This is a genomic window from Massilia sp. CT11-108, assembly GCF_047302915.1.
Taxonomy (GTDB): Bacteria; Pseudomonadota; Gammaproteobacteria; order Burkholderiales; family Burkholderiaceae_D; genus Telluria; species Telluria orientalis.
The window spans coordinates 1-24598 of the sequence record NZ_JBKYMO010000012.1; the positions used below are offsets into that span (position 1 = coordinate 1).

The 24598-nt window shown below is 66.1% G+C and carries 24 protein-coding genes; 10 read left to right on the top strand and 14 right to left on the bottom strand.

Translation table 11 applies throughout. The features are described from left to right. Window positions 1-298, bottom strand: a 298-nt coding sequence (locus ACEN88_RS02655; protein ID WP_413337271.1) for a YfiR family protein, incomplete at its 3' end; no start/stop codon positions are given. A gap of 370 nt (window positions 299-668) precedes the next feature. Between ACEN88_RS02655 and ACEN88_RS02660 the strand changes: the two genes are divergently transcribed. The 5 genes from ACEN88_RS02660 to ACEN88_RS02680 all read left to right on the top strand — a co-directional run bounded on the left by ACEN88_RS02660 (window position 669) and on the right by ACEN88_RS02680 (window position 6239). After that, window positions 669-1151 carry a CinA family protein gene (locus tag ACEN88_RS02660; RefSeq protein WP_036236278.1) on the top strand — a complete coding sequence of 161 codons (483 nt, stop codon included), beginning with the start codon at window positions 669-671 and terminating at the stop codon, window positions 1149-1151. Window positions 1152-1153: 2 nt separating this feature from the next. Beyond that, window positions 1154-2044: a metallophosphoesterase family protein gene (locus ACEN88_RS02665; protein WP_413337272.1), complete on the top strand. Its 891-nt coding sequence runs from the start codon at window positions 1154-1156 to the stop codon at window positions 2042-2044. Window positions 2045-2059: 15 nt separating this feature from the next. Continuing rightward, complete coding sequence (locus ACEN88_RS02670; protein WP_413337273.1) at window positions 2060-4846, top strand: M16 family metallopeptidase; 2787 nt, start codon at window positions 2060-2062, stop codon at window positions 4844-4846. A gap of 89 nt (window positions 4847-4935) precedes the next feature. Further along, window positions 4936-5253, top strand: a complete 318-nt coding sequence (locus ACEN88_RS02675) for an ArsR/SmtB family transcription factor (RefSeq protein WP_036236165.1) — start codon at window positions 4936-4938, stop codon at window positions 5251-5253. Then, window positions 5250-6239 (top strand): cation diffusion facilitator family transporter, encoded by a 990-nt coding sequence (locus tag ACEN88_RS02680; RefSeq protein WP_413337274.1) that lies wholly within the window; start codon window positions 5250-5252, stop codon window positions 6237-6239. Before ACEN88_RS02675 ends, ACEN88_RS02680 begins: the two co-directional genes overlap by 4 nt. Window positions 6240-6287: 48 nt before the next feature. Here ACEN88_RS02680 and cysK read toward each other — a convergent pair whose 3' ends face one another. Genes cysK through tcdA form a run of 3 tightly spaced genes read right to left on the bottom strand, consistent with a single transcriptional unit; the run spans window position 6288 to window position 8707 of the window. Beyond that, window positions 6288-7220 carry a cysteine synthase A gene (gene cysK / locus ACEN88_RS02685; RefSeq protein ID WP_413337275.1) on the bottom strand — a complete coding sequence of 311 codons (933 nt, stop codon included), beginning with the start codon at window positions 7218-7220 and terminating at the stop codon, window positions 6288-6290. 30 nt (window positions 7221-7250) lie between these two features. Continuing rightward, window positions 7251-7793 carry an FKBP-type peptidyl-prolyl cis-trans isomerase gene (locus tag ACEN88_RS02690; RefSeq protein WP_413337276.1) on the bottom strand — a complete coding sequence of 181 codons (543 nt, stop codon included), beginning with the start codon at window positions 7791-7793 and terminating at the stop codon, window positions 7251-7253. 35 nt (window positions 7794-7828) lie between these two features. After that, the gene (tcdA, locus tag ACEN88_RS02695; protein WP_413337277.1) at window positions 7829-8707 is read right to left on the bottom strand and encodes a tRNA cyclic N6-threonylcarbamoyladenosine(37) synthase TcdA; all 879 of its coding nucleotides are present in this window, start codon (window positions 8705-8707) and stop codon (window positions 7829-7831) included. Window positions 8708-8807: 100 nt separating this feature from the next. Here tcdA and pdxH point away from each other — a divergent pair, with 100 nt between their 5' ends. Together pdxH and ACEN88_RS02705 are read left to right on the top strand one after the other, a co-directional pair. Beyond that, a complete protein-coding gene (gene pdxH / locus ACEN88_RS02700; RefSeq protein WP_413337278.1) occupies window positions 8808-10004 on the top strand; it encodes a pyridoxamine 5'-phosphate oxidase in 1197 nt (398 codons plus the stop codon). Between the two features lie 38 nt (window positions 10005-10042). Beyond that, on the top strand, window positions 10043-11257 hold the full coding sequence (locus ACEN88_RS02705; RefSeq protein WP_413337279.1) for a class I SAM-dependent methyltransferase: 1215 nt from the start codon (window positions 10043-10045) through the stop codon (window positions 11255-11257). A gap of 2 nt (window positions 11258-11259) precedes the next feature. Here ACEN88_RS02705 and msrA read toward each other — a convergent pair whose 3' ends face one another. Next, window positions 11260-11799 carry a peptide-methionine (S)-S-oxide reductase MsrA gene (gene msrA / locus ACEN88_RS02710; protein ID WP_413337280.1) on the bottom strand — a complete coding sequence of 180 codons (540 nt, stop codon included), beginning with the start codon at window positions 11797-11799 and terminating at the stop codon, window positions 11260-11262. A 106-nt stretch (window positions 11800-11905) separates the two neighbouring features. Here msrA and ACEN88_RS02715 point away from each other — a divergent pair, with 106 nt between their 5' ends. Then, window positions 11906-12406 carry a flavin reductase family protein gene (locus ACEN88_RS02715; RefSeq protein ID WP_413337281.1) on the top strand — a complete coding sequence of 167 codons (501 nt, stop codon included), beginning with the start codon at window positions 11906-11908 and terminating at the stop codon, window positions 12404-12406. A gap of 132 nt (window positions 12407-12538) precedes the next feature. Further along, a complete protein-coding gene (locus ACEN88_RS02720) occupies window positions 12539-13732 on the top strand; it encodes an acyl-CoA dehydrogenase (RefSeq protein WP_413337282.1) in 1194 nt (397 codons plus the stop codon). Between the two features lie 62 nt (window positions 13733-13794). On the opposite strand, the gene ACEN88_RS02725 is transcribed toward ACEN88_RS02720, so the two are convergent. From ACEN88_RS02725 to fba, 8 genes are all read right to left on the bottom strand, one after another. Further along, entirely contained in the window at window positions 13795-14472 is a 678-nt protein-coding gene (locus tag ACEN88_RS02725; protein WP_413337283.1) for an OmpW/AlkL family protein, read from the bottom strand. 176 nt (window positions 14473-14648) lie between these two features. Further along, on the bottom strand, window positions 14649-16019 hold the full coding sequence (locus ACEN88_RS02730; protein WP_413337284.1) for an SGNH/GDSL hydrolase family protein: 1371 nt from the start codon (window positions 16017-16019) through the stop codon (window positions 14649-14651). A 196-nt stretch (window positions 16020-16215) separates the two neighbouring features. Further along, entirely contained in the window at window positions 16216-17727 is a 1512-nt protein-coding gene (locus tag ACEN88_RS02735; protein WP_413337285.1) for an alpha/beta hydrolase family protein, read from the bottom strand. Window positions 17728-17836: 109 nt separating this feature from the next. Beyond that, window positions 17837-18862, bottom strand: coding sequence for an L-threonylcarbamoyladenylate synthase (locus ACEN88_RS02740; protein ID WP_413337286.1), 1026 nt, complete (start codon window positions 18860-18862; stop codon window positions 17837-17839). Next, window positions 18859-20049: a 5-(carboxyamino)imidazole ribonucleotide synthase gene (locus tag ACEN88_RS02745; protein ID WP_413337287.1), complete on the bottom strand. Its 1191-nt coding sequence runs from the start codon at window positions 20047-20049 to the stop codon at window positions 18859-18861. The genes ACEN88_RS02740 and ACEN88_RS02745 overlap by 4 nt, the downstream gene beginning before the upstream one ends. Beyond that, a complete protein-coding gene (gene purE, locus ACEN88_RS02750) occupies window positions 20049-20555 on the bottom strand; it encodes a 5-(carboxyamino)imidazole ribonucleotide mutase (protein WP_371767239.1) in 507 nt (168 codons plus the stop codon). The genes ACEN88_RS02745 and purE overlap by 1 nt, the downstream gene beginning before the upstream one ends. Continuing rightward, window positions 20555-21451, bottom strand: a complete 897-nt coding sequence (locus tag ACEN88_RS02755; RefSeq protein WP_413337288.1) for a phosphoribosylaminoimidazolesuccinocarboxamide synthase — start codon at window positions 21449-21451, stop codon at window positions 20555-20557. Before ACEN88_RS02755 ends, purE begins: the two co-directional genes overlap by 1 nt. Before the next feature lie 241 nt (window positions 21452-21692). Next, window positions 21693-22757 (bottom strand): class II fructose-bisphosphate aldolase, encoded by a 1065-nt coding sequence (fba, locus tag ACEN88_RS02760; RefSeq protein WP_413337289.1) that lies wholly within the window; start codon window positions 22755-22757, stop codon window positions 21693-21695. Between the two features lie 89 nt (window positions 22758-22846). Here fba and ACEN88_RS02765 point away from each other — a divergent pair, with 89 nt between their 5' ends. Beyond that, window positions 22847-23107 carry a hypothetical protein gene (locus tag ACEN88_RS02765; RefSeq protein WP_413337290.1) on the top strand — a complete coding sequence of 87 codons (261 nt, stop codon included), beginning with the start codon at window positions 22847-22849 and terminating at the stop codon, window positions 23105-23107. A gap of 8 nt (window positions 23108-23115) precedes the next feature. On the opposite strand, the gene pyk is transcribed toward ACEN88_RS02765, so the two are convergent. Next, the gene (gene pyk, locus ACEN88_RS02770) at window positions 23116-24564 is read right to left on the bottom strand and encodes a pyruvate kinase (RefSeq protein WP_413337291.1); all 1449 of its coding nucleotides are present in this window, start codon (window positions 24562-24564) and stop codon (window positions 23116-23118) included. Window positions 24565-24598: the final 34 nt, after the last annotated feature.

The following is a 24598-nucleotide window of genomic DNA, read 5'->3' on the forward strand; positions in this document are numbered from 1 at the left end:
ATTCATGACGGACCGCCAGCGCGCGGCCATGCACGAGGCGGCCCGTCATGAATTGTGCGGCTTCGATGGCCAGCGCGTCGTTACCGGCGACGCCGACCAGCAACGGACTGCCGGCGTGCGCGAACGCGGCGTCCGGCCAGTCGACGAACGTGGCCACACGGTACAGGTAGGCCGCCTTGAGCTTGTGCTCAGGCGCGCCAAGGGGGCCTGTGCCGGCGTGGGCGGCACCCGCGAGGATCAGCAGGCACAGCGCCGCCCGGCGGACAGGCCGCGCGGCTGCGCGTGAAAAGACCATCATGAGTATGCCGGCCCCGGATGGTCATGCGCGAAACGGTCGAGCGGCATGCGAGGTCCTGGTTCGGTCAATGAACAACAAGCGGGCCAGCCCGCAAGGCGAGCAGGATAGCAGCACGACCGGGGACGATGTCGCACGGAACGGGGCCTGTCATTTACAGCAGTAAAGACATTTGCGTTTGTAAGGACGGTAAAGGCATAACCGCAAGAATGGCTTTTCGTTAAGATTCCGATGCCGCAGGGCGGGAAGGCGCGCTAGAATGGACGCGAGCGCGCAGCGGAACGTTTCCGCGACCGGCACACGGCGGCGCACTCGGTTGGATCCTGGAGACCTGGCGGTTCTCTGCTACCGCCATTACAAGGAGGAGCGACACGTGACGAACGACATCATCGACCTGGCCACCCGTGTAGGCCGGGCACTCGAATCCAAGAACCTGCTGCTGGCCACGGCCGAATCCTGCACCGGCGGCGGCGTCTCCCAGGCCATCACGGAAATCCCCGGCTCGACCGGCTGGTTCGAATGCGGTTTCGTGACGTATTCGAACGCCTCCAAGACGGAGATGCTGGACGTGCCGGCCGCGCTGATCGCGCAATTCGGTTCCGTCAGCGAGGAAGTCGCGGGCGCGATGGCCGAGGGCGCGGTCGCCAACAGCAACGCCGACGTGGCCGTGTCCACGACCGGCATCGCCGGCCCGACCGGCGCCGTGCCCGGCAAGCCCGTGGGCACGGTGTGCTTCGGCTGGTCGAAGGGCGACACGACGTACACCGAACGCCTCGTGTTCTCCGGCGACCGCCACGCGGTACGCGAGCAGACGGTGGCGCACGCGCTGGCCGGCCTCTTGCGGCTGCTCGAGTAAGGATGCGCCGTCTGGCCGCGGCCGCGCTCCTGGCGGCCGCTTCCTTGGACGCGGCCGCAGCAAGCCCGGACCAGGGCATCACCGTGTACGCGGCCGGCGACATCGCGCGCTGTGCATACCGCGATCCGGCGTATTCGGGCGCGGCCGACACGGCCGCCACCGTCGCCGCCGGCCTCGCGCAGGACCCGCTGGCCGTCGTGCTGGCGCTGGGCGACCTGACCTATCCGCGCGGCGCCATGAAGGAATTCACCGGCTGCTATGCGCCGACGTGGGGCCGTTTCAAGGACCGCACGTGGCCCGCACCCGGCAACCACGAGTACTACACGCCGGGCGCGAAGCCCTATTTCGACTGGTGGGGCGCGCGCGCCGGCCGCGGTTACTACAGCTTCGAGCTGGGCACCTGGCACATCATCTCGCTGGACAGCAACCTCGCCCCGGCCCAGCACGCGGCCCAGCTGGACTGGCTGCGCGCCGACCTCGCCGCCCACCCCGCGCGCTGCACGCTCGCCTACTGGCACCATCCGCTGTACAGCTCGGGCGGCCACGGCAGCATCCCGAAGATGCGCGACGCCTGGCAGCTGCTGTACGCGGCCGGCGCCGAGCTGGTGCTGTCCGGCCATGACCACGACTACGAGCGCTTCGCTCCGCAGGATGCGGATGGCCGGCTCGACCCGACGCACGGCATTCGCCAGTTCGTCGTCGGCACCGGCGGCGCGTATCCGACGCCGTTCCTGTTCACCGTCGCGCACAGCGAAGTCCGCGACAGCAACCGCACCGGCGTGCTGCGCCTGCGCCTGTACGCGGGCGGGTACGGCTGGGAATTCGTCGAGTCGACGCGGCTCGCGTCCTTCAGCATCGCCCCACCCGACCGCGGCAGCGCCGCCTGTCATTAAAACAACGGAGCCCGCATGACACGTCTCCTCTCCTGTTTTTCCCTGCTGCTCCTCCTCGCAGGGCCGGTAGCAGCGGCCGAGGTGCCCGAGGTCCGCTACGACAAGACGACGCTGCCCAACGGCCTGGAAGTGATCCTCGTCGAGGACCACCGCCTGCCCATCGTGGCGGTCAACATCTGGTACCACGTCGGCCCCGCCAACGAGGCGCCAGGGCTCACCGGCTTCGCCCACCTGTTCGAGCACATGATGTTTGCCGGGACGCGGCACCTGCCGCGCGGCCTCGCCGACCGCCTGCTGGAAGGCGCCGGCGCCACCGACAGCAACGGCAGCACGGACTACGACCGCACCAATTACTACGACACGGTACCGTCGAACCAGCTCGAACTCGCGCTGTGGGTCCACGCCGACCGCATGGGCTACCTGCTCGACGTGCTGGACCAGGCGGCGCTGTCGAACCAGCAGGACGTCGTGCGCAACGAGCGCCGCCAGAGCGTCGAGAACCGTCCCTACGGCGTCGTCGAGGAAGCGCTGAACCACGCGCTGTTCCCGAAGACGCACCCGTATTACGCGGCCGTCATCGGCTCGCACGCCGACATCCAGAACGCGAAGCTGGCCGACGTGCGCGACTTCTTCAAGCGCTACTATGGCCCGAACAACGCCAGCATCGTGATCGCCGGCGACATCGACAAGGCCAAGACGCGCGCCCTCGTCGCCAAATACTTCGGCAGCTTCAAAAAGAGTCCGCCGGTCGTGCATCCGAAGGTCGCGACGCCAGCCATCGCGCGCGAGCGCCGCATCACGGTGCCGGACCGCGTGGAGCTGCCGCGCCTGTACATGGCGTGGCTCACGCCGCCGGCCTTCCAGCCGGGCGACGCCGAGCTGGCGGTGACGGCGCAGATCCTCGCGGGCGGCAAATCGAGCCGCCTGTATAAAACCCTCGTGTACGAACGGCAGATCGCGCAGGAAGCGGCGGCCGCGCAGAATTCCAACGCGCTCACGTCGACCTTCATCGTCGACGCGACCGCGCGCCCGGGCCACGAACCGTCCGAGCTGGAGACGGCGATCGATACGGAACTCAAGGCGCTGCGCGACGCGGGACCGTCCGAGCAGGAAGTCGAACGCGCCCGCAACACGATCGAGACGGCGATGCTGACGTCGATCGAGAAGCTGGGCGGCACGGGCCTCGCGAACCAGATCAACCAGTACAACCAGTACACGGGCGACCCGGGCTACCTGCCGAAGGACATCGAGCGCCTGCGCCGCGTCACCGCCGCCGACGTGCGCCGCGTCGCGCAGGCCTACCTGCAGCCGAACGCGCGCGTGATCGTCGCCGGCGTGCCGGGCAAGCCGGACCTCGGCCCCGACGTGCCGGCACCGCCACCGCCCCAAGTCTCGAAGACCGGCAAGACCGACCGCGCCGCCGGCATCAACCGCGACCAAGCGTGGCGCCGCACGCCGCCGAAACCGGGTCCGGCGCCGCGCTTCACGCTGCCGCAGGGCGACGCGTTCAAGCTGCCGAACGGGCTGACGGTCATCGTCCACCCGAACCCCGCGCTGCCGCTCGTGGCGGCGGAACTGGTCGTGAAAAGCGGCTCCGACGCCAATCCCTCCGACCAGCCGGGCCTCGCCGGCTTCACGGCGCAGATGCTGGACGAAGGCACCGCCACCCGCAGCGCGCCGCGCATCGCCGACGAGATCGCGCAGCTCGGCGCCTTCCTCGGCAGCGGGAGTACGGCGGACGCGTCGACCGTGTCGCTGCTCGCGCTGCGTTCCACGTTCCCGCAGGCGCTGGACGTGTTGGCCGACGTCGTGCTGCACCCGGCCTTCCCGACCGCGGAAGTCGAACGCCAGCGCGCCTCCCGCATCGGCGAACTGACGCAGCAGCGCGACGATCCCGCCCTCGTCGCCGTCGTCGCCGCGGCCGGTGCGCTGTACAGCCCGGATCACCCGTACGGCTACGGCCAGCTGGGCACCGAACAGGCGATCCGCGCGACGACGCGCGAAGACCTCGTGCGCTTCTGGCGCCGCCACTACCTGCCGGGCAATGCGGCCCTCGTCGTCTCCGGCGACATCACGGCGGACGAGTTGCGCACGCTGGCAACGGCCCGCTTCGGCGGCTGGGAACGCGCCGATGCTGCCGTGACGTCGGTCGGCGATCCTGCCGGCACCAAGGCACGTCTCGTCGTCGTCGACAAGCCGGGCACGCCGCAGACGGCGCTGCGCGTGACGACGATCGCGGCCGCGCGCAGGACGCCGGACTATCCGGCCATGCAGGTCATGAACGCGGCGCTGGGCGGCCTGTTCTCGAGCCGCATCAACCTCAACCTGCGCGAAGACAAGGGCTACAGCTACGGCGTGTTCTCGGCGTTCCGCTACGACCGCACACCGGGCCCGTTCACCATCGCGGGCAGCGTGCGCACGGATGTCACGGGGGCTTCCATTTCCGAGATCTTCAGGGAAGTGAACGGCATGCGCGACAAGCCGCTGCCTGCGGCCGAACTGGCGGGCGCGCGCGACTCGCAGGTGTATTCGCTGCCGGGGCAGTTCGAAACGAACAGCGGTATCGGGGCGAGCCTGGCCGAGACTTTCGTGTTCGACCTGCCGGCGGATTACTGGCGCACCCTGCCCGACCGGTTCCGCGCCGTGACGGCGGCGCAGGTGCAGGCGGCGGCGCAGAAATACCTGAAGCCTGATCAGCTGAAAGTCATCGCCGTCGGGGATCGGGCGGCGATTCTGCCGCAGTTGCAGAAGCTTGGGTTGGGGCAGCCCGAAACGCGCGATACGGACGGCCAGCTTCCTTAACGCATCGCTTCACCATGCGCGCATACGATATGGCTTGCGTCCGCCACGTCGATGCGCTTAACATGTGAACAGTTCTTCAAACGTTAAGCATGAGCATCCCACCCGACATCGACAACGCGGTCGACGAACTCGCCGACCTGTTCCACCTGCTGGGCGACCCCACCCGGTTGCGGATCGTGCTCGCCTGCCTGGCGCAGCCGACTGCCGTGGGCGACATCGCCGGCGCGTTGAACCTGTCCAGTTCGCTGGTCAGCCACCACTTGCGCCTGTTGCGCGCGGCCCGCATCGTCAAGGCGGAGCGCCAAGGCAAGCAGGTGTTCTATGCGGCCGCCGATGCCCACATCAGCGGCCTGCTTTCCAATATGTTCGAACACATCGCCGAACCCACCACCGGACTGGACGCATGAGTCACCACCATTCCCACGGCCATGGACATGGCCACCATCATCACCCGGCGCCGGGCGACAACGGCCGCGCGTTCGGCATTGCCATCGGCCTGAACACCGCGTTCGTCGCCATCGAATTCATCTACGGCTTCATCGCCAACTCGACGGCGCTGATGGCCGATGCCGGCCACAACCTGTCCGACGTGCTGGGGCTGGGCCTCGCCTGGGGCGCCGCGCTGCTGACGAAGAGCGCGCCCACGCGCCGCTTCACGTACGGCATGCGCGGCACGACCATCCTGGCCGCCCTCGCCAACGCCCTGCTGCTGATGGTCGCGTGCGGCGCCATCGCGTGGGAAGCCGTGCATCGCTTCGCCCATCCGGAACCGGTGGCCGGCACGACGGTGTCGATCGTCGCCCTCGTCGGCGTGCTGATCAACGGCTTCTCGGCCTGGCTGTTCGTGGCCGGCAGCAAGGACGACATCAACGTGCGCGGCGCCTACCAGCACATGGCGGCGGATGCCTTGCTGTCGCTCGGCGTCGTCATCTCCGGCGTCGTGATCATCTACACGGGCTGGTCGTGGCTCGACCCGGTCGTCAGCCTCGTGCTCGTCGTCGTGATCGTCGTGGGGACGTGGTCGCTGCTCAAGGAATCGATCCAGATGGTGCTGGCGGGCGTGCCGGCCAGTGTCGACGCGACGGGCGTCACGGCCTTCCTGGCCGCGCAACCCGGCGTGACCGAAGTGCACGACGTCCACATCTGGGCGATGAGCACGACGGAAACGGCCCTCACGGCCCACCTCGTGATGCCGGGCGGCTATCCGGGCGATGCGGCCATCGACGAGATCGTCGGGCACCTGCGCGAGGATTTCGCCATCCATCACTGCACGCTGCAGGTGGAACAAGGGACGACCAAGCACAGCAGTTGCTGCCTGCACGATGGGCCGGAGGCGCATGACGATCACGATCATGATCATGACCATCATCACGGTCACTCACACGCGCACTAAACAAAACGGCCCGCATGCAAGCGGGCCGTTTTTACATGGAAAGCCTGATCAGCCGGCCAGGTTCGCGTACAACGCCGTACTGAGATAGCGCTCGCCGAACGACGGAATGATCGTCACGATCAGCTTGCCCGCATTTTCCGGCCGTTTGGCGACCTGGATCGCGGCCCACAGGGCAGCGCCGGACGAGATGCCGACCAGCAGCCCCTCCTCGCGCGCGGCCGCACGAGCCGTCTCGAAAGCATCCTCGTTCTTGACGGTGATGACTTCGTCGTAGGCTTTCGTGTTCAGCACGTCCGGAATGAAGCCGGCGCCGAGGCCCTGGATCGGGTGCGGGCCCTTCGTGCCCTTCGACAGGATCGGCGACGCTTCCGGTTCCACGGCGATGGCCTGGAACGACGGCTTCCTCGCCTTGATCACTTCGGCCACGCCCGTGATCGTGCCGCCCGTGCCGATGCCGGCCACGAGGATGTCGACCTTGCCATCGGTATCGCGCCAGATTTCCTCGGCCGTCGTGCGGCGGTGGACTTCCGGGTTGGCGGGATTGTTGAACTGCTGGGGCATGAAGCAGTTCGGGTCGGCCGCGACGATTTCCTCGGCGCGGCGGATGGCGCCCAGCATGCCTTCCGGCCCCGGCGTGAGCACCAGTTCGGCGCCGTACGCGCGCAGCAGCATGCGCCGTTCGTTGCTCATCGTTTCCGGCATGACGAGGCGGCAGCGGTAGCCGCGCGCCGCACAGACCATCGCCAGCGCGATGCCCGTGTTGCCGCTGGTGGGCTCGACGATGATGGTGTTCGGGCCGATCTTGCCGGCCTGCTCGGCCGCTTCGATCATGGCCCAGCCGATCCGGTCCTTCACGCTGTGGGCCGGATTGTAGAACTCGAGCTTGGCGGTGAGATCGGCGCCGGCGCCCTGCGCCAGGCGGCGGATCCGCACCAAGGGGGTATTGCCGATCAGTTCCGTCACGTCGTTCGCGATACGCATGCAGTCCTCCCGGTTGAGTGAATTGTGGACTTACTTGACCTTCAAGAGTTCGACGTCGAAGATCAGGTCGGAATCCGGCGGAATGGAACCGCCGCCTGCGCCGCGCTTGCCGTACGCGAGTTCGCTCGGGATGATCAGCGTGCGCTTGCCGCCCACCTTCATGCCCTGCACGCCCTGCTCCCAGCCCTTGATGACCTGGCGCGCGCCGAGCTGGAACTCGAGCGGTTCGCGGCCCGCGTCCAGCGACGAGTCGAATTTGCGGCCGCGTTGCCTGGCGGCCAGCGGCTTGTAGAACCAGCCCGTGTAGTTGACGACGACCGTGCTGCCGACGCTGGCTTCGGCACCCTTGCCGATCACGTGGTCGACGACCTGCACCTTCGGCCCTTGCTGTTCCTGGCCAGCGGGCGTCGGGTCGACGGGATTGTTCGGGTTGCCGGGATGGGCCGCGTTGGCGGTGGCCTGGGCCGGGTCCTTGGGACCTTGCAGGCCGTCGCCGGCCTGCTGGGATGCGTCCTGCGCGTTGGCGGCGACGGCCGCCAGCAGCAGGCTCGCGAGGGCGATACGACGGATCATGGAGCCTCTTTTCACGAATCAGTAAAAAACTGATCCTATGATAACAAGGCCTCCTCGGGTTGCACAGCGTCGACGGATTCGGTTACATGATCCGGCACCGGCACGGCATTCGCCTCCTCCGCCATCTTGCGCAGCATGTGGCCGGCCGCGACCATGCCGAACGTCGCGGTGACGACCATGCTCGAGCCGAAGCCGGCGCAGTTCAGGCCGGTGATGCTGTTCGCGTCGACTTCGCAGGCGTCGCCGTCGCCGGACTGCGGGTAGCGCAGCGGTTCCATCGAGAACACGGCGTCGATGTGGTACTTGTTCTTTTCGCCGCGCGCGAAGCCGTAGCGGGCACGCAGGATCTTGCGCACTTTTTTCAGCAGCGGTTCCTGCTCGGTACGGGCGAGGTCGCGCACTTCGATTTTGGTCGGATCCAGCTGGCCGCCGGCGCCGCCGATGACGATCAGCGGGATCGCATGCTGGCTGCAGTACGCGATCAGCGCGGCCTTGGCCTTCACGCTGTCGATCGCGTCGACGACGTAGTCGAAACCGTCCGTGCCGATCATCTGCGGAATGTTGTCCGGATCGATGAAATCTTCGACGAGATCGACCTGGCAGTACGGATTGATGAGCGCGATGCGCTGTTTCAGCGCCTCGATCTTGGGCATGCCGACCGTGGTCGACAGGGCCTGGATCTGCCGGTTGATGTTGGATTCGGCCACGTTGTCGAGGTCGATGAGCGTGAGCCGGCCGACGGCGCTGCGGGCCAGCGCCTCGACGATCCAGGAGCCGACGCCGCCGACGCCGACCACGCAAACGTGCGCCGCACGGAACCGTTCCAGTGCACGCTCGCCGTAGAGGCGGGCAATGCCGCCGAAGCGCCGCTCGAAGTCGACGTCATCGAAGAGGGAGGTGGAAATCGTAGTCATGATCCCTTCATTTTACCGGACGGAATGGCGCTCATTGCTCTAAAATAACTTTCAGTCAATCAAAAAATTTCCCGCATTCTGCACGTCCACAACAGCGATCATGAACAACCTTCTTGCCGACCCCGCTCCCGATTTCGACCAACCCGTCGCCGTCCTCAAGCATTGCCACGGCCGCATCCGCAAACAGCTTGCGACCATGGAAAAACTGCTCGCCCACCTGCCCGAACACGGCGCCGACGAGCAGGCGCGCCAGGCGGCAACGGCCGTACTGAAATACTTCGACAAGGCCGCCCACCTGCACCACGAAGACGAAGAACAGGACCTGCTGCCGATGCTGCTCGCGGTCGCCAAGGGCGACGATGCGGCCACGCTGCAGGCGCTCGCGCCCATGATCTTGCAGGAACACAAGGACATGGATGCAATGTGGCAAGACCTGCACGAGCAGCTGGCGGGGATCGCGGACGGCAGCGGCACGCAGCTGTCGGCTTCGATCGTGCGCCGCTTCGTGCAGAGCTATCACGGCCATATGGAACGCGAAGAAGGCATCGTCGCGCCGATGGCGCTGCGCCTCTTTGGTCCGGATCAGATGGCGCGCCTGGGCGGCGCGATGCGCCAGCGCCGCGGCCTCGAACAGGCGGTGGCCCCGGCATCTTCCATCGGCGAAAAAGTCGCCGACCTGCGCAAGGATTACGGCCAGGCCCGCCTGGACGAGAGCGACGTCGCCGACGACCCGATGGACCAGTTCACGCGCTGGTTCGAGGAGGCGCTGAAGGCCGAAGTGAACGAGCCGAACGCGATGAGCGTGGCCACCGTGGGCGAGGATGGGCGGCCGACGTCGCGCATTGTTCTCGTCAAGCAATTCGATGCGCGCGGCTTCACCTGGTACACGAATTACGACAGCCAGAAAGGCAAGCAGCTGGCAAGCAAGCCTTTTGCAGCTCTGCTATTCTTCTGGAGTGAACTTGAACGGCAAGTGCGGATCGAAGGCAGAGTTGAGCGCACGAGTGCCGAGGAAAGCGATAAGTATTTCAACAGCCGACCATTGAAAAGCCGGCTGTCGGCGATCGCGTCCGAACAAAGCGAGCCGATCGCAAACCGTGCCGCCCTCGAAGAACACTACGAGCAAGTGGCGCGTCAGTATGGCGAAGCACCGCCACGACCACAACACTGGGGCGGTTTTCGCCTGGTGCCGGAACGGATCGAGTTCTGGCAGGGGCGGCGTTCACGCTTCCACGACCGCATCGTCTACACGCGGCAGGAAGATGGCGGCTGGACGCGGCAACGTTTGCAACCCTGACCCGGTGCATCCGGTTCAGGATCAGCCGGAGAAGACGCGTGTTCGATCAACTGAAGCTTTCCGCCTGGACCTCAGGCATACGCAGTAAATTCAACCTGCCTCTGCGCGTGGAATTATGGAACGGCGCGCAGGTGGACCTGTCCCCTGAGCAACCACGCGTGAAAATCCGCGTCCCGAACCCGGGCGGCCTGCGCTACCTCCTCGCGCCGTCGCTGGGCAACCTCGGCGAGGCCTATGTCGAAGGCGCGCTCGAGATCGAAGGACGCGCGGCCGACATGATCCAGGTGGGTTCCGCCCTCGCGGAAACGACGGGCAAGCCGGCGCGCGCGAGCCGCGTCGCCAGCGCCGCCCTGCGCCTCGTCTCGCCGCACACGCGCGAGAAGGATGCCGAGGCAATCCGCTACCACTACGACGTCTCCAACGAGTTCTACAGCCTGTTCCTCGACCCGGCCATGGTGTATTCCTGCGCCTATTTTGAGAGCGGCGACGAGGACCTGGCCACGGCCCAGCAAAAGAAGATCGACCACATCCTCACCAAGATCGGCGTGCAGCCGGGCCAGACGCTGCTCGACATCGGCTGCGGCTGGGGCGCGCTCGTGATCCGTGCGGCCGGCAAGTTCGGGGCGCGCTGCGTCGGCGTCACGCTGTCCGAACGCCAGTACGAGCTGGCGCGCGAGCGCGTGGCGCAGGCCGGGTTGCAGGACCGTGTCGAGATCCGCTTGCAGGACTATCGCGACGTCGCGGGCAGTTTTGACCGCATCACGAGCGTCGGCATGTTCGAGCACGTGGGCGTGGACAATTTACCGGAATACTTCCGCCGCATCAGCAAGCTGCTGGCGCCGGGTGGTGTCGTGATGAACCACGGCATCACGACGACCGATGTCGAGCAGCGCAACAGCCCGCACGGCAGTGGCGAGTTCATCGACAAATACGTGTTCCCCCACGGCGAGCTGGCGCATCTGTCCACCGTCATCCGCACGATGCAGGAAGGCGGACTCGAGGTCCGCGACGTGGAAAACCTGCGCCGCCACTATGCCCGCACGTGCGCGCTGTGGACCGAGAATTTCGAGAACAATGCCGACCGCATCCGGGCGACGTGCGATCCGAAGACGTTCCGCATCTGGCACGTCTACCTGGCCGGCTGCGCGTACGGCTTCGCACACGACTGGATCAGCCTGTACCAGATCGTGTGCGGCAAGGCGGGCGAAGAACCGGACCTGATTCCGTGGTCGCGGCGGTACATGTATCGCTAGCGCTATTTCACCCGATCCGTGAACACCTTGCGGAACTTGGCCACCTTGGGCGCCACCACGAACGCGCAATACCCCTGCAACGGGTGCTGCGCAAAATAATTCTGGTGGTAGTCCTCGGCCTTGTACCACTGCTCGGCCGGCAGCACCTGCGTGACGATCGGCGCATCCCACACGGCGGCCATCTCGGCCATTACCTTGCGCGCCGTCGCTTCCTGTTCCGGCGACGTGAAGAAGATCACCGAGCGGTATTGCGTGCCGACGTCGTTGCCCTGGCGGTTCGGCGTCGTCGGGTCGTGGATGGTGAAAAAGATTTCCAGGATGTCGCGATAACTGATCACGTTCGGATCGAATTCCAGGCGCACCACTTCCGCGTGGCCCGTCGTGCCCGCGCACACCTGCTCGTAGGTCGGCGCGGGAATCTCGCCGCCCATATAGCCCGATTCCACGCGGAGAATACCGCGCGCTTCCAGGTAAACCGCTTCCAGGCACCAGAAACACCCGCCGCCCAGGATGGCCACTTCGGTTGCTGATTGCTGGCTCATGCTGACTCCTCGAGGGATAAATAGTTGTTCATGGTTTCACTGTAAACGAAAGTGCGCGGTCGTGCAGGCTCGGGGGACCGCCGGCCATTGATGGCATAATGCGCGCATGAACACCAGCTCACCTCGCGCCACCACGCGCGGTTTCGATTCCGCCCATTTTCGCCAGGCCCTGTCCCAATTCGCGACCGGCGTCACCGTCATCACGACCCGCCTGGGCGACGGCAAATTCCGCGGCCTGACCGCGTCCTCTTTCAATTCCGTATCGCTGGAGCCGCCGCTGGTGCTGTGGAGCCTGTCGAACGTCGCCAACAGCCTGCCCATCTTCACCGGCAATTCGCACTACGTCATCAACGTATTGTCCGCCGGCCAGGAAGAGCTGGCGCGCCGGTTCTCGCGCCGTGGCCAGGATCCGTTCGAAGGCGTCGAGTACGAATTGTCGCGCACCGGCCTGCCGATCCTGAAGGGCGTCTCCGCCTGGTTCGAATGCCACAACCGCAGCCGCTACCCGGAAGGCGACCACGTGATCTTCGTGGGCGAAGTGGAAGACTGCGCCGTGCATCCACAGTCCGCCCTGCTGTTCCATGGCGGCCGCTTCGGCAGCACCTGATCCTTGTTTGAAAAATGAAAATGCCTGTCGCAGTTTGAAAAGATGTGACGGGGCGGGGTTTCTATAATGGCTCGTCCCGGGCGGCCATCCATTCGCCCGCCACATTCTTACAAAGATTGAGACAGGAGCCCCATGAGCCGTTCCGATACGACCCGCAAAGCCCAGTTCCATTGGGATGATCCGTTGCTGCTGAACGAGCAGTTGCTCGACGAAGAACGCATGGTGCGCGACGCCGCCGCGGCCTATTGCCAGGACAAGCTGCTGCCGCGCGTCCTCGAAGCCTTCCGCCACGAAACCACCGATGCGTCCATCTTCCGCGAGATGGGCGAGCTCGGCCTGCTGGGCCCGACCATCCCCGAGCAATACGGCGGCCCCGGCCTGAACTACGTCAGCTACGGCCTGATCGCGCGCGAAGTCGAGCGCGTCGATTCCGGCTACCGCTCGATGATGAGCGTGCAATCGTCGCTCGTGATGGTGCCCATCTACGAATTCGGCAATGAAGAAACGAAGCAGAAATACCTGCCGAAACTGGCCACCGGCGAGTGGATCGGCTGCTTCGGCCTGACCGAACCGAACCACGGCTCCGACCCGGGCTCGATGGTCACGCGCGCGCGCAAGGTCGACGGCGGCTACTCGCTGTCCGGCTCGAAGATGTGGATCACGAACTCGCCGATCGCCGACGTGTTCGTCGTCTGGGCGAAGGATGACGAAGGCAAGATCCGCGGCTTCGTGCTGGAAAAAGGCTGGAAAGGCCTGTCGGCGCCGGCCATCCATGGCAAGGTCGGCCTGCGCGCGTCGATCACGGGCGAGATCGTGATGGACGAAGTATTCTGCCCCGAAGAAAACGCGTTCCCGGAAGTGCGCGGCCTGAAGGGTCCGTTCACGTGCCTGAATTCGGCCCGCTACGGTATCGCCTGGGGTGCGCTGGGCGCCGCGGAAGACTGCTGGCACCGTTCGCGCCAGTACGTGTTGGACCGCAAGCAATTCGGCAAGCCGTTGGCCGCCAACCAGCTGATCCAGAAAAAACTGGCGGACATGCAGACGGAAATCACGCTGGGCCTGCAGGGCGTCCTGCGCCTGGGCCGCATGAAGGACGAGGGCACGGCCGCGGTCGAGATCACGTCGATCATGAAGCGCAATTCCTGCGGCAAGGCACTCGACATCGCACGCATGGCGCGCGACATGATGGGCGGTAACGGCATCAGCGACGAGTTCGGCGTGGCGCGTCACCTCGTCAACCTGGAAGTCGTCAACACGTACGAAGGTACGCACGACATCCACGCGCTGATCCTGGGTCGCGCGCAGACCGGTATCGCGGCGTTCTGATCGCCCCGGTGCACGAAAAAAACCCGCCGAACACGGCGGGTTTTTTATTGCGCGAAACGCGCTCAGAACTTGTAGCCCAGGGTCAGCACGGTCGACTTCGGGTCCAGCTTCATGTGCTGGTTCTGCCCCGTCGAGAAGTGCACGTCGGTCCGCAGGCGGGTCTTCACGAGTGCGGCGTTGAGGAACCATTTCTCGTTGAAGTTCCAGACGGCACCGATCTGGCCCGAATAAGTCAGTTTGTTGTCGATGCTAAACGTCGTGGCCGGACCACCCGGGTTCGTCAGCGCGGTCAGGCGGAACGAACCGGTTTCCTTGTAAAAGTAGGCATAGGTCACGCCCAGGCCGACGTAAGGACGGAACGCCGCGTTCGGCGAGAAGAAACGGTATTGCGCGAACAACGTCGGCGGCAAGGCATGCGCCGTGCCCAGCTCGCCCGTGCCGGCGATGGCGCCTGCGCCGTAGATGCTGTGCTTGTACGGCTTCGCGATCGTGAATTCGGCGGTGATGTTGTCGGTGATCCCGTAGTTGATGATCGCCACCGGTTCCGTGTCCTTGCCGACGTCGCCCAGCGAATTCGGCAGGGCCGGGGCGGAAATCGCGCCGCTTTCTACCTTCGGTTCGATCTCGATGGCGCCCAGCGACACGGCCCACTTCCCCTTGGCCTGTGCCGCGGCGCTGCCCGCCACGGCCAGCGCACCCGCGGCGACCAGCAGTTTCACGACGTTGGAACTTACTTTCATGTTATCTCCTGATTCTTATTGATGGCCCTCCCGCGGACGGGCCTGTCGTGAACGTCGAAAAACCTGCTGCGCGTTGCACTGTCGGGTTGCGATGCTCGCTGTACTCTCGTACAGCTCCGCTTCTCGCCCGACATTGCGGCCGCTCGCGACGGTTTTCGAGGTCCCCTTCGTGACGATTACAGCCAGCCCTTCACGGCCATCTGCTCGAGGACGTAGCGCGCGATCAGCCAGTTCTCGAACGGCGTCGGGTGCACGTCGTCGGCGAACATGTAGCGGCTGACGTCGCCTGCGATCACGTTCTTCGCATTGCAGACGAGCGACGTCGTGCCCAGCGCGTTCGGGCCGCAGGCCGGGGTCGACGTATTGGTGAGGCCGTACGGCGCCGGGTTGATCACCTCGTCGTGGCTGACGCTCCACAGGTCGACGTACAGCACCTTCGGCTCGCTGGCGACAGCGGCCTTCAGCTGCGCATTGAAGGCGTCGACGGCTTTTCCGATCAGCGCCTGGACGGCGGCCGACTGCGATTTGCCCGACGGCGTCGATGCCACGTCCGGCAGGTTGTTCACGACGACGTAGTTCGCGCCCTTGGCGACGATCTGCGTCTTGACGAGGACGCCCAGCTCGGCGCCGGCCGTCGCCATCGCGGTGACGACACCCGCGGCGTTGGCGGTCAGGTAATCGGCGCCCGCCTTCTGGCCGGCGGCCGTGGCGTCGGCCTGGGCCTTGGCGACCATCGGACCGTACACGGTCGCCTGCGCGGCGGCGGTGTTGCCGGCCATGACGGCGGCGGTGACGGCGGCTTGCACGATGGACGCGTCGGTGTGGCCCGCGCGCGCTGCTTCCGTCTGGATGGCGAGGCCGATCGCCTGGGCCGCGGTGGCCGGGTTCGTCGCACCGGCGGCCAGCTGGGTCGTCAGCGACACGGCGAAGGCCTGGGAACCGGCGGCGGTGCCGGCGGCGGTGGCGTTCGTCGACAGTTGGCCCAGCAGGAACAGGATGTCGTTACCGCCGGCCAGCACGGTCACGAGTTCGGTACCGCTGAACTTGCCGCCGTTCTTGGCCAGGTGGTTCTCGATCTGCGTCACCACGGGCACGGTGGTCAGGCCCAGCGTCGGGTTCACGGCCTTGTTGTTCGGGCCGATCGGATTCGTCACGCGCGAGCCGCCCTGCGCGTAATTGAGGCAATTGGTGTTGAACGTAACGGGCACGGCGAAGCCCTTGGTCGCGTCGCCCTGCAGGCCGGTCTGGGCCGCGCACGGTGCCGGCAGCTTCAGCTGGGCTGCGACGAATTCGGTCCAGTTCTTGCCCGTCAGGTCAGCGTTGATCGACGTGTTGTCGCCGTTGATCGTGAACTTGCCGCCGCCCAGCGCCTTGACGCCACCGACGGCATACGAGCCAACGTCGGACAGGCTATCGCCGAACGATACCTGTGCGCTGAATTTGGTGACCGGGGTCTGGTCGCCGCCGCGAGGGCTGGTGCTGCTGCCGCCGCAAGCCGTCAGGACGGCAGCGGTCAACAGCGCGAGCGCGAATGAGGTCTTACGCATTGTGTCTCCTAAAGAAATTTTTCTCTTTTTGCAACGAACGGCCGTGCTATTCGTGTGCCAACTAATATGCCAGTGTTCGGCATCGTTGTATAGCGAAAAGCTTTGTCGTGCGCCGGCAACAACACCCTGTTGCGACGGCTGGAAACGAGGCCGGCAGCGCGGCCGATTATAGCAATGCCGCCGGTGAATTCATGTCTTAATGTGACAATGTTGTCTGAAAATAATCACGCGTCGCCGCCATGCAGAACGGCGCCACGAGACCGGCGTGATAGGCCGACGCGACGGCACCGTCGCCCGACGCCGCGCGCAGGATCGTCCTGGCCGCCACGAAGCCTGCCTTGGCCGAGCGGTACGGGTCGTTCAGGCTTGGGGTATCGTCGATGTCGAGCAGCGTGATCCTGCTGCCGCGCGCGCTGAAATAGCTCGCGGCCGACGTCGTGTTGAAGAATGGCACGACGGGGTCGTCGTGGCCGCCGCACAGCATCGTGGGTGCATTGGGCATATAGCTGCGCAGATCATTGCGCACGAGCCATTTACGCAGGTTGTGAGCCGGAGTACAGGCCAGCGGCGACGTCGCGCTCTGGTCGCACGGATGCGCGGCGAGATCGGCCAGGTAGCCGCTGCGGTAGGCCGTGCGGATCAGGTTGTTGGCGCCGAAATATGCCGTGTAGCCGGGCGTCTGCGGCTGCGAATCCGCAGCGAACAGGGCGGACTCGGGCAGCTTGCCCTGGTCGACGAGGTCACCGCTGCCGAGGCTGCCCGGCACCAGGTCGGCGATGGATGCGGCGTACTGCGTCTCGTAAACGTCCGACGGCGTCGCGTACAGCGCGGCACTCGCATGCTGGCCCGCGTTGATGATCATCGGCACGATCACGGTGGCACCACTCCGCGGTGCGCCGCCGAACAGGTCGTCGCCGAAGCGGGCGATGGCATACGGACCCGACATGCCGGACGCCGCCGTCAACGTGAACTCGTTCGTGCCCAGGTCTTGCATGGCGCGCTGCGTGGCCAGCGCGACATAGCCGCCTTGCGAATACCCGGTGACCATCAGCTTGCCGGAATCCTTGGCGCCGATCGCCCCGAACGACGTGCGTGCGGCGCGCAGCGCGTCGATCATGTCGGCGGCCTGCGCGACGCGATCCAGGTACGGGTGGTAGCCCAGCGACGAACCGCTGTAGCCCGTATAGTTCGGCGCGACGACGATGAAGCCCTGGGCCGCGAACACGGCCGCCGCGAGGCGCGCTTCCGTGTTGTTGGCGATGTCGGCCATGTCGTAGGATTTCTGCAACGAGGTGCCGTGCGCATACAGCACGACGGGCCGCGAGTTGCTGCACGACGCGCCGCCGCCGGTGGGCACGAAGACGGCGGCGCTGCCGTCCGTCGCTTCGCCGGCGCCGCCGATGGTGTTGTAGTGGACCTTGTACACGGAGACCGAGCACTGCGGTTGCCCCGCGACGGCCAGGGTGCCCTGCTGGGCCGATTCGAGGAAGCCGGCCAGCACGGTCGGAGTCAATGTGGTGAGACTTGCACCGCCGACGTTGACGGCCACGGAGGCGGCCAGCCCCACGAGGCTGCCGCGCGTCGCGACGGGCAGCGGTTCAGGATTCGCGACGCCGGTCGGCGTGCCGCCGGCGGTGGTGCCGCCGCTGCAAGCGGCAAGCAAATAGCCCAGCCCAAGGCTGCAGGCCAGGGTTAAGAGGGAACGCATGGATGTCCTTCGACTCACTGATCAAGGCAAAAGGCCCGCGCAGAAAGGCGGGCCGGGATTGCCGAGTAGCATGCACCGGACAGGCGTTTTTGGGAAGATTCCCGACTGATTACAGCGCGGTAGTGTTGTTTATCAACCCGTGCACGATGCCGGTCGAACCATGCGCGGCGCGGCGCAGGCGGTCGTTGACACCCAGCCATGGCCCATCCTGCGGCGGCGCCTCGACGAGGATGACGTCGGCACCCGTGCCATCCATCGCGCGCAGCGCCGCATACAACGCATGCGCAAAGCCTTCCGGAGAATTCGGCAGGCGGACGGCCGCGTGCGTGGCCGGCAAGTCGGCGTAATGGATCAGGGCGACCTTGCGTCCCGCCCCTTGCAACCTGGACAAGGTCTCGGCCAGGGTCGCCGTGTCCTGCATCGCGACCGGCGTGTGCGGCGCGTAATGCGATTCCAGCGTGCCCGAGGCGCGGGGTGCCGCGGCATCCGGACGGGCCGGCACCTGGTCGATCACGGCCGCGATGGCATCCGCCGAGATATGGCCCGGACGCAGCAGCACGGGGCCGTGCGTGGCGAGACGCGACAGATCCACGATCGTCGATTCGATGCCGACCTCGCTCTGGCCGCCATCCAGCACGAACGCGATGCGGCCGTGTTCTCCGATGTCGTCGCCGAATTCGTCGCGCACGTGCTGCGCGGTCGTCGGGCTGACGGCACCGAATTTGTTCGCGGACGGCGCCGCGATGCCGCCCTTCCCGCCTTTGAACGCCTGCAGCAGTTCGATGGCAACCGGGTGCGACGGGCAGCGGATGCCGACCGTGTCCTGGCCGCCCGAGACGGCGTCCGGAATGTGCGGCGCGCGTTTTAAAATCATCGTCAGCGGACCGGGCCAGAAGGCGTCGGCCAGCTGGCGCGCTTCCGACGGGATGTCGGTGGCCCAGTAGTCGAGATCGGCGCCAGGCGCCACGTGCACGATCACGGGGTGATCCTGCGGGCGGCCCTTGGCGGCATAGATCGCGGCGACGGCAGCCGGATTCTCCGCATCGGCGCCGAGGCCGTACACGGTCTCGGTCGGCAGCGCGACGAGGCGGCCGGCCTCGAGCGCGCGCGCGGCGGCCTTGATCACATCGGTCACGGCGCGATCCCGAGGATGGTGCAGGCCTGCGCAAAGTTTGCTTGCGCCTCTTGCAGCGTCGGCGCGACGAACGTCACGTGGCCCATCTTGCGGCCGCGGCGCGGGTCCGTCTTGCCGTACAGGTGCAGGTTGGCGCCGGGCAGCGCGAGCACCTGGTCCCACGCCGGTTCACGGACGGCCTCGCCCTCGAACCACACGTCGCCGAGGATGTTCAGCATGACGGCCGGCGAATGCTGGCGCACATCGCCCAGCGGCAGTTTCGCCATCGCACGGACCTGCTGCGCGAACTGGCTCGTGATGCACGCATCGATCGTGTAGTGGCCGCTGTTGTGCGGCCGCGGCGCCATCTCGTTGACGACGAGCGAACCGTCCGCCAGCACGAAGAATTCGATGCACAGCACGCCGACGTAACCGAGCTCGGCCACGATGGCACGCGCCGCATCCTGCGCCTTGCGCGCGCATTCGTCGGACACGTTCGGGCCCGGCACGGTCGTCGTGAACAGGATGCCGTCGCGGTGCACGTTTTCCGCGATCGGGTAGACGACCGACTGACCATCCGCCCCGCGCGCCGTCAGCACGGACACCTCGTACGCGAGCGGCAGCATCTTTTCCAGCAGACAGGTCACGCGGCCCATTGCCTCGAATGCGGCGCGGACGTCCTCGCGCGTGCGCACGCGCACCTGGCCCTTGCCGTCGTAGCCCATGCGCACCGTTTTCAGGATGCCGGGCAGCAGGTCCTCGGCGATCGCGTCGATGTCGGCATCGCTCGCGATCACCTTGTGCGGCGCCGGCATCACGCCGGATTTGCCCGCGCAGGCGACGAAGAAGGATTTTTCCGCGATGCGGTCCTGGGCGACGGACACGCCGTGCGCGTTCGGCGCCACGAACACCCGCTGCGCGAGGCGCGACAGGCTGGCGGCCGGGACGTTTTCGAATTCCGTCGTGACGGCCACGCATTGCGCGGCCAGCGCATCCAGGCCGGCCGCATCTTCATAGCCGGCCTCGACGAGGCGTTCGGCCACCTGGCCGGCCGGGCAATCGGCCGACGGCTCCAGCACGGCCACGCGGTAGCCCATCGCCTGCGCGGCGTGGGCGAACATGCGGCCCAACTGGCCGCCGCCCATCACGCCGAGCCACGCGGGTTCCGCGGCTTCCGGCAAATAGGCTAGTGACTTCGTAGTACTCATCAGTCGTTCACAGGCAGGGTCATGGCCTTGGCGGCGGCGGTCTGTTGCTGGCGGAATTGTTCAAGCTGGCCCGCCAGGGCGTCGTCGGTGGTGGCGATGATGGCGATCGCGGTCAGCGCGGCATTCGCGGCGCCGGCTTCGCCGATGGCGAACGTCGACACGGGAACGCCCTTCGGCATCTGCACGATCGACAGCAGCGAGTCTTCGCCGCGCAGGTATTTCGACGGCACGGGCACGCCCAGCACCGGCACGACCGTTTTCGCGGCGACCATGCCCGGCAGGTGCGCGGCACCGCCGGCACCGGCGATGATGGCGCGCAGGCCGCGGCGACGGGCGGATTCCGCGTACGCGAACATCTCGTCCGGCATGCGGTGCGCCGAGATCACTTGCGCTTCGAACGGCACGCCGAACTGCTTCAGCATGGCGCAGGCGTGCTGCATCACGTCCCAGTCGGAGCTGGAACCCATGATTACCCCGACCAGCGGCTTGTTCTGATCCGCCATCATTAAACCTTCAGCTTCTCGCCGGTCAGGCGTTCGATGGCTTCGAAGTACTTGGCCTGGGTTTTTTCGATGACGTCCTGCGGCAGCGCCGGCGCCGGCGGGGCCTTGTTCCAGTCCTTCAGCGTTTCCAGGTAGTCGCGCACGAACTGCTTGTCGAACGACGGCGGCGACATGTCCGGCGCGTACGAATCCGCAGGCCAGAAACGCGAGGAATCGGCGGTCAGGACTTCGTCCATCAGGTGCAGCACGCCGTTCTCGTCCAGGCCGAATTCGAACTTGGTGTCGGCGATGATGATGCCGCGCGTGGCCGCGTAGTCGGCGGCGGTCTTGTACAGCTGGATGCTGATGTCGCGGATTTTATTCGCCAGTTCGGAACCGATGCGCTGTTCCATGTCGGCGAAGCTGATGTTCTCGTCGTGCTCGCCCAGGTCGGCTTTCGCGGCCGGGGTGAACAGCGGCTCGGGCAGCTTGTCGGCCTGGCGCAGGCCAGCCGGCAGCTGGATGCCGCAGACGGAGCCGGTCGCCTGGTAATCCTTCCAGCCCGAACCGATGATGTAGCCGCGCACGACGGCTTCCACGAGGATCGGCTTCAGGCGCTTGGCGACGACGGCGCGGCCTTTGACCTGCTCCACTTCCTCCGGTGCGACCACGGATTCCGGCGCCACGCCGGTCAGGTGGTTCGGCACGATGTGGCCGAGTTTTTCGAACCAGAAATCGCTCATCTGGTTCAGCACCATGCCCTTGCCGGGGATCGGTTCGTTCATGACGACGTCGAAGGCCGACAGGCGGTCGGTCGTGACGATCAGGATCTTGTCGTCGCCGACGGCGTAGTTGTCACGGACCTTGCCATGGCCCAGCAATGGCAGGGAGGAAATAGTGGATTGGTAGAGGCTTTTCATAGAGGGGATATCTTGATAAAGCGAAACCGGCGAAGGTGCCGGTCGGATGGGCGGCGGCCAGTGAGAGCCGGTGCCAAAGCGATATTTTACGTGATTCTTACGTCATCGTCGTCAAAAGCGGCAATGGATGACTGCAAGAACCGTCGCCCCTGCGAAGGCAGGGGCCCAATTTCGTGGCTGAGTCGAGAAAATTGGGTCCCCGCCTCCGCGGGGACGACGTGCTAACGGTGCGGGACAGCTATTACTGAACGATCTGCGCCAGCTCACCAGCCTTATAGCGCTCCGCCATTTTCTCCAGCGGAATCGGCTTGATCTTGGCCGCCATGCCTTCGCAGCCGAAGGAGATATAGCGTGCCTTGCAGATCTGCGTCGCGGCTTCGCGGGCCGGCTTCAGGTAGTCGCGCGGGTCGAATTTCGCCGGATTCTCGAACAGGTATTTGCGGATCGCGGCCGTCATCGCCAGGCGGATGTCGGTGTCGATGTTGATCTTGCGAACGCCGTGCTTGATGCCTTCCTGGATTTCCTCGACCGGCACGCCATACGTTTCCTTCATGTCGCCGCCGAATTCGCGGATGATCGCCAGCAGTTCCTGCGGGACCGACGACGAACCGTGCATCACGAGGTGCGTGTTCGGGATGCGCGCGTGGATTTCCTTGATGCGGTCGATGGCGAGGATGTCGCCCGTCGGCTTGCGCGTGAATTTATAGGCGCCGTGCGAGGTGCCGATGGCGATGGCCAGCGCGTCGCACTGGGTGCGCGCGACGAAGTCGGCGGCCTGTGCCACGTCGGTCAGCAGCTCTTCGCGGGTCATGGTGCGGTCGGCGCCGTGGCCGTCTTCCTTGTCGCCCTTCATCGTTTCCAGCGAACCGAGCACGCCCAGTTCCGCTTCGACGGTCACGCCGATCGAGTGCGCGAATTTCACCACTTCCTTCGACACTTCGACGTTGTAGTCGTAGGACGCGACGGACTTGCCGTCCGCTTCCAGCGAGCCGTCCATCATGACGGACGTGAAGCCCGAACGGATCGCGGCCATGCAGACGGCCGGCGACTGGCCGTGGTCCTGGTGCATGACGACGGGAATGTGCGGGTAGGCTTCGACGGCGGCGTCGATCAGGTGGCGCAGGAAGGCTTCGCCGGCATATTTGCGGGCGCCGGCCGAAGCCTGCATGATCACCGGACTGCCGGTCTGGTCGGCCGCGGCCATGATGGCCTGGACCTGCTCCAGGTTGTTGACGTTAAACGCCGGGAGGCCGTAGCCGTGTTCGGCGGCGTGGTCCAGCAGTTGACGCATTGATACGAGTGCCATGGTTTAGCTCCATAGGAATAAAGAAACCTTTCCGGTCTCACACCTTCTGCGCGTGCGTGCGTCTGGCCTCGCGCGAAGGCGCGTCAGCCATGCACATCATCCGTTCGACAGTCTGGCGGGGGGGGGGGGGGGGGGGGGGGGGGGGGGGGGGGGGGGGGGGGGGGGGGGGGGGTGTTGGAAAAGACACAGAGATGGAGGGGGGGGGGGGGAGGCCGGCGCCACCGCCGCCCCCCCCCCCCGCGGGGGGGGGGGGGGGGGGGCGCGGGGGCGGGGGGGCCGCCCCCCACACCCACTCGCGGGTCGGGCGGGGGGGGGGGGGGGGGCCCCCCCCCCCCGCGCTCAGGTGTTGAGCTCCCTCTTAATTGAATTCACCGACGCGAACGATCTTGAGCGCGTTCGTACCGCCGACCTGGCCCATCGGCTCGCCCCACGTGACGACGATCGTGTCGCCCTTCTTGACGATACCGTTGGCCACCAGCAAATCTTCCGCCTGTTTCAGGACGGCACTGCTGTCGCCGCGCTGCGTCAGGTGGTACGCATGCACGTTACGATACAACGCAACCTTGCGTTGGGTGGTGACGCTTGGCGTCAGGGCGAAGATCGGGGTGTCGACGCGGTGGCGGCTCATCCACAGCGCGGTCGAACCGGACTCGGTCAGCGCCACGATCGCCTTCACGCGCAGGTGGTGCGCGGTGAACAGGGCACCGTACGCGATCGACTGGTCGATGCGGGTGAACTGCACGTTCAGGAAGTCGGCTTCCAGCTTGTTGTATTCGGAGCGTTCCGCTTCGACGCAGATCGCGGACATCATCTCGACCGTCTCGACCGGCCACTTGCCGGCGGCGGTCTCGGCCGACGTCATCACGGCGTCGGTGCCGTCCAGCACGGCGTTGGCCACGTCCGACACTTCGGCGCGGGTCGGCACGGCGTTGACGATCATCGATTCCATCATCTGCGTGGCGGTGATCGCCAGCTTGTTGCAATCGCGCGCCATGCGGATCATGCGCTTCTGCAGCGCCGGCACGGCCGCGTTGCCCACTTCCACGGCGAGGTCGCCGCGGGCGACCATGATGCCGTCGGAGGCGTCCAGGATCTCTTGCAGCACGGGAATTGCTTCCGCGCGCTCGATCTTCGCGATCATCATCGGCTTGTGGCCGAACGGCTCGCCGGCGATGTTCGCCAGCTGGCGCGCCATTTCCATGTCGGTCGCCGTTTTCGGGAACGAGATCGCCAGATAGTCGGCCTGGAAGGTCATCGCGGTCTTGATGTCTTCCATGTCCTTCGCGGTCAGCGCCGGCGCCGTCAGGCCGCCGCCCATGCGGTTGATGCCCTTGTTGTTGGACAGGTCGCCGCCGACCTTGACGATGGTGTGGATCTCGCTGCCGGCCACGCGCTCGACGATCAGCACGATCAGGCCGTCATTCAGCAGCAGCGTGTCGCCCGGACGGACGTCGTTCGGCAGTGCCTTGTAGTCGAGGCCGACGCGTTCCTGGTTGCCCAGCTCGCCGTTCTCGCCCCAGCGGGCGTCCAGGATGAAGCGGTCACCGTTGTTCAGCAGGATCTTGCCTTCTTCGAACTTGCCGACGCGGATCTTAGGGCCCTGCATGTCGGCCATGATCGCCACTTCGCGGCCGCACTCGGCTGCGGCGCGACGCACCAGGTTGGCACGGTCGATATGGTCCTGGGCGCGGCCGTGCGAGAAATTCAGGCGCACGATGTCCACGCCCGCGCGGATCATGCGGACGAGCGTATCGAAGTCGGAGGAAGCGGGGCCGATGGTTGCGACGATCTTGGTACCACGAGACATTGATCTATCCTTGAAGTGAAAAGCGCAGCCCGTG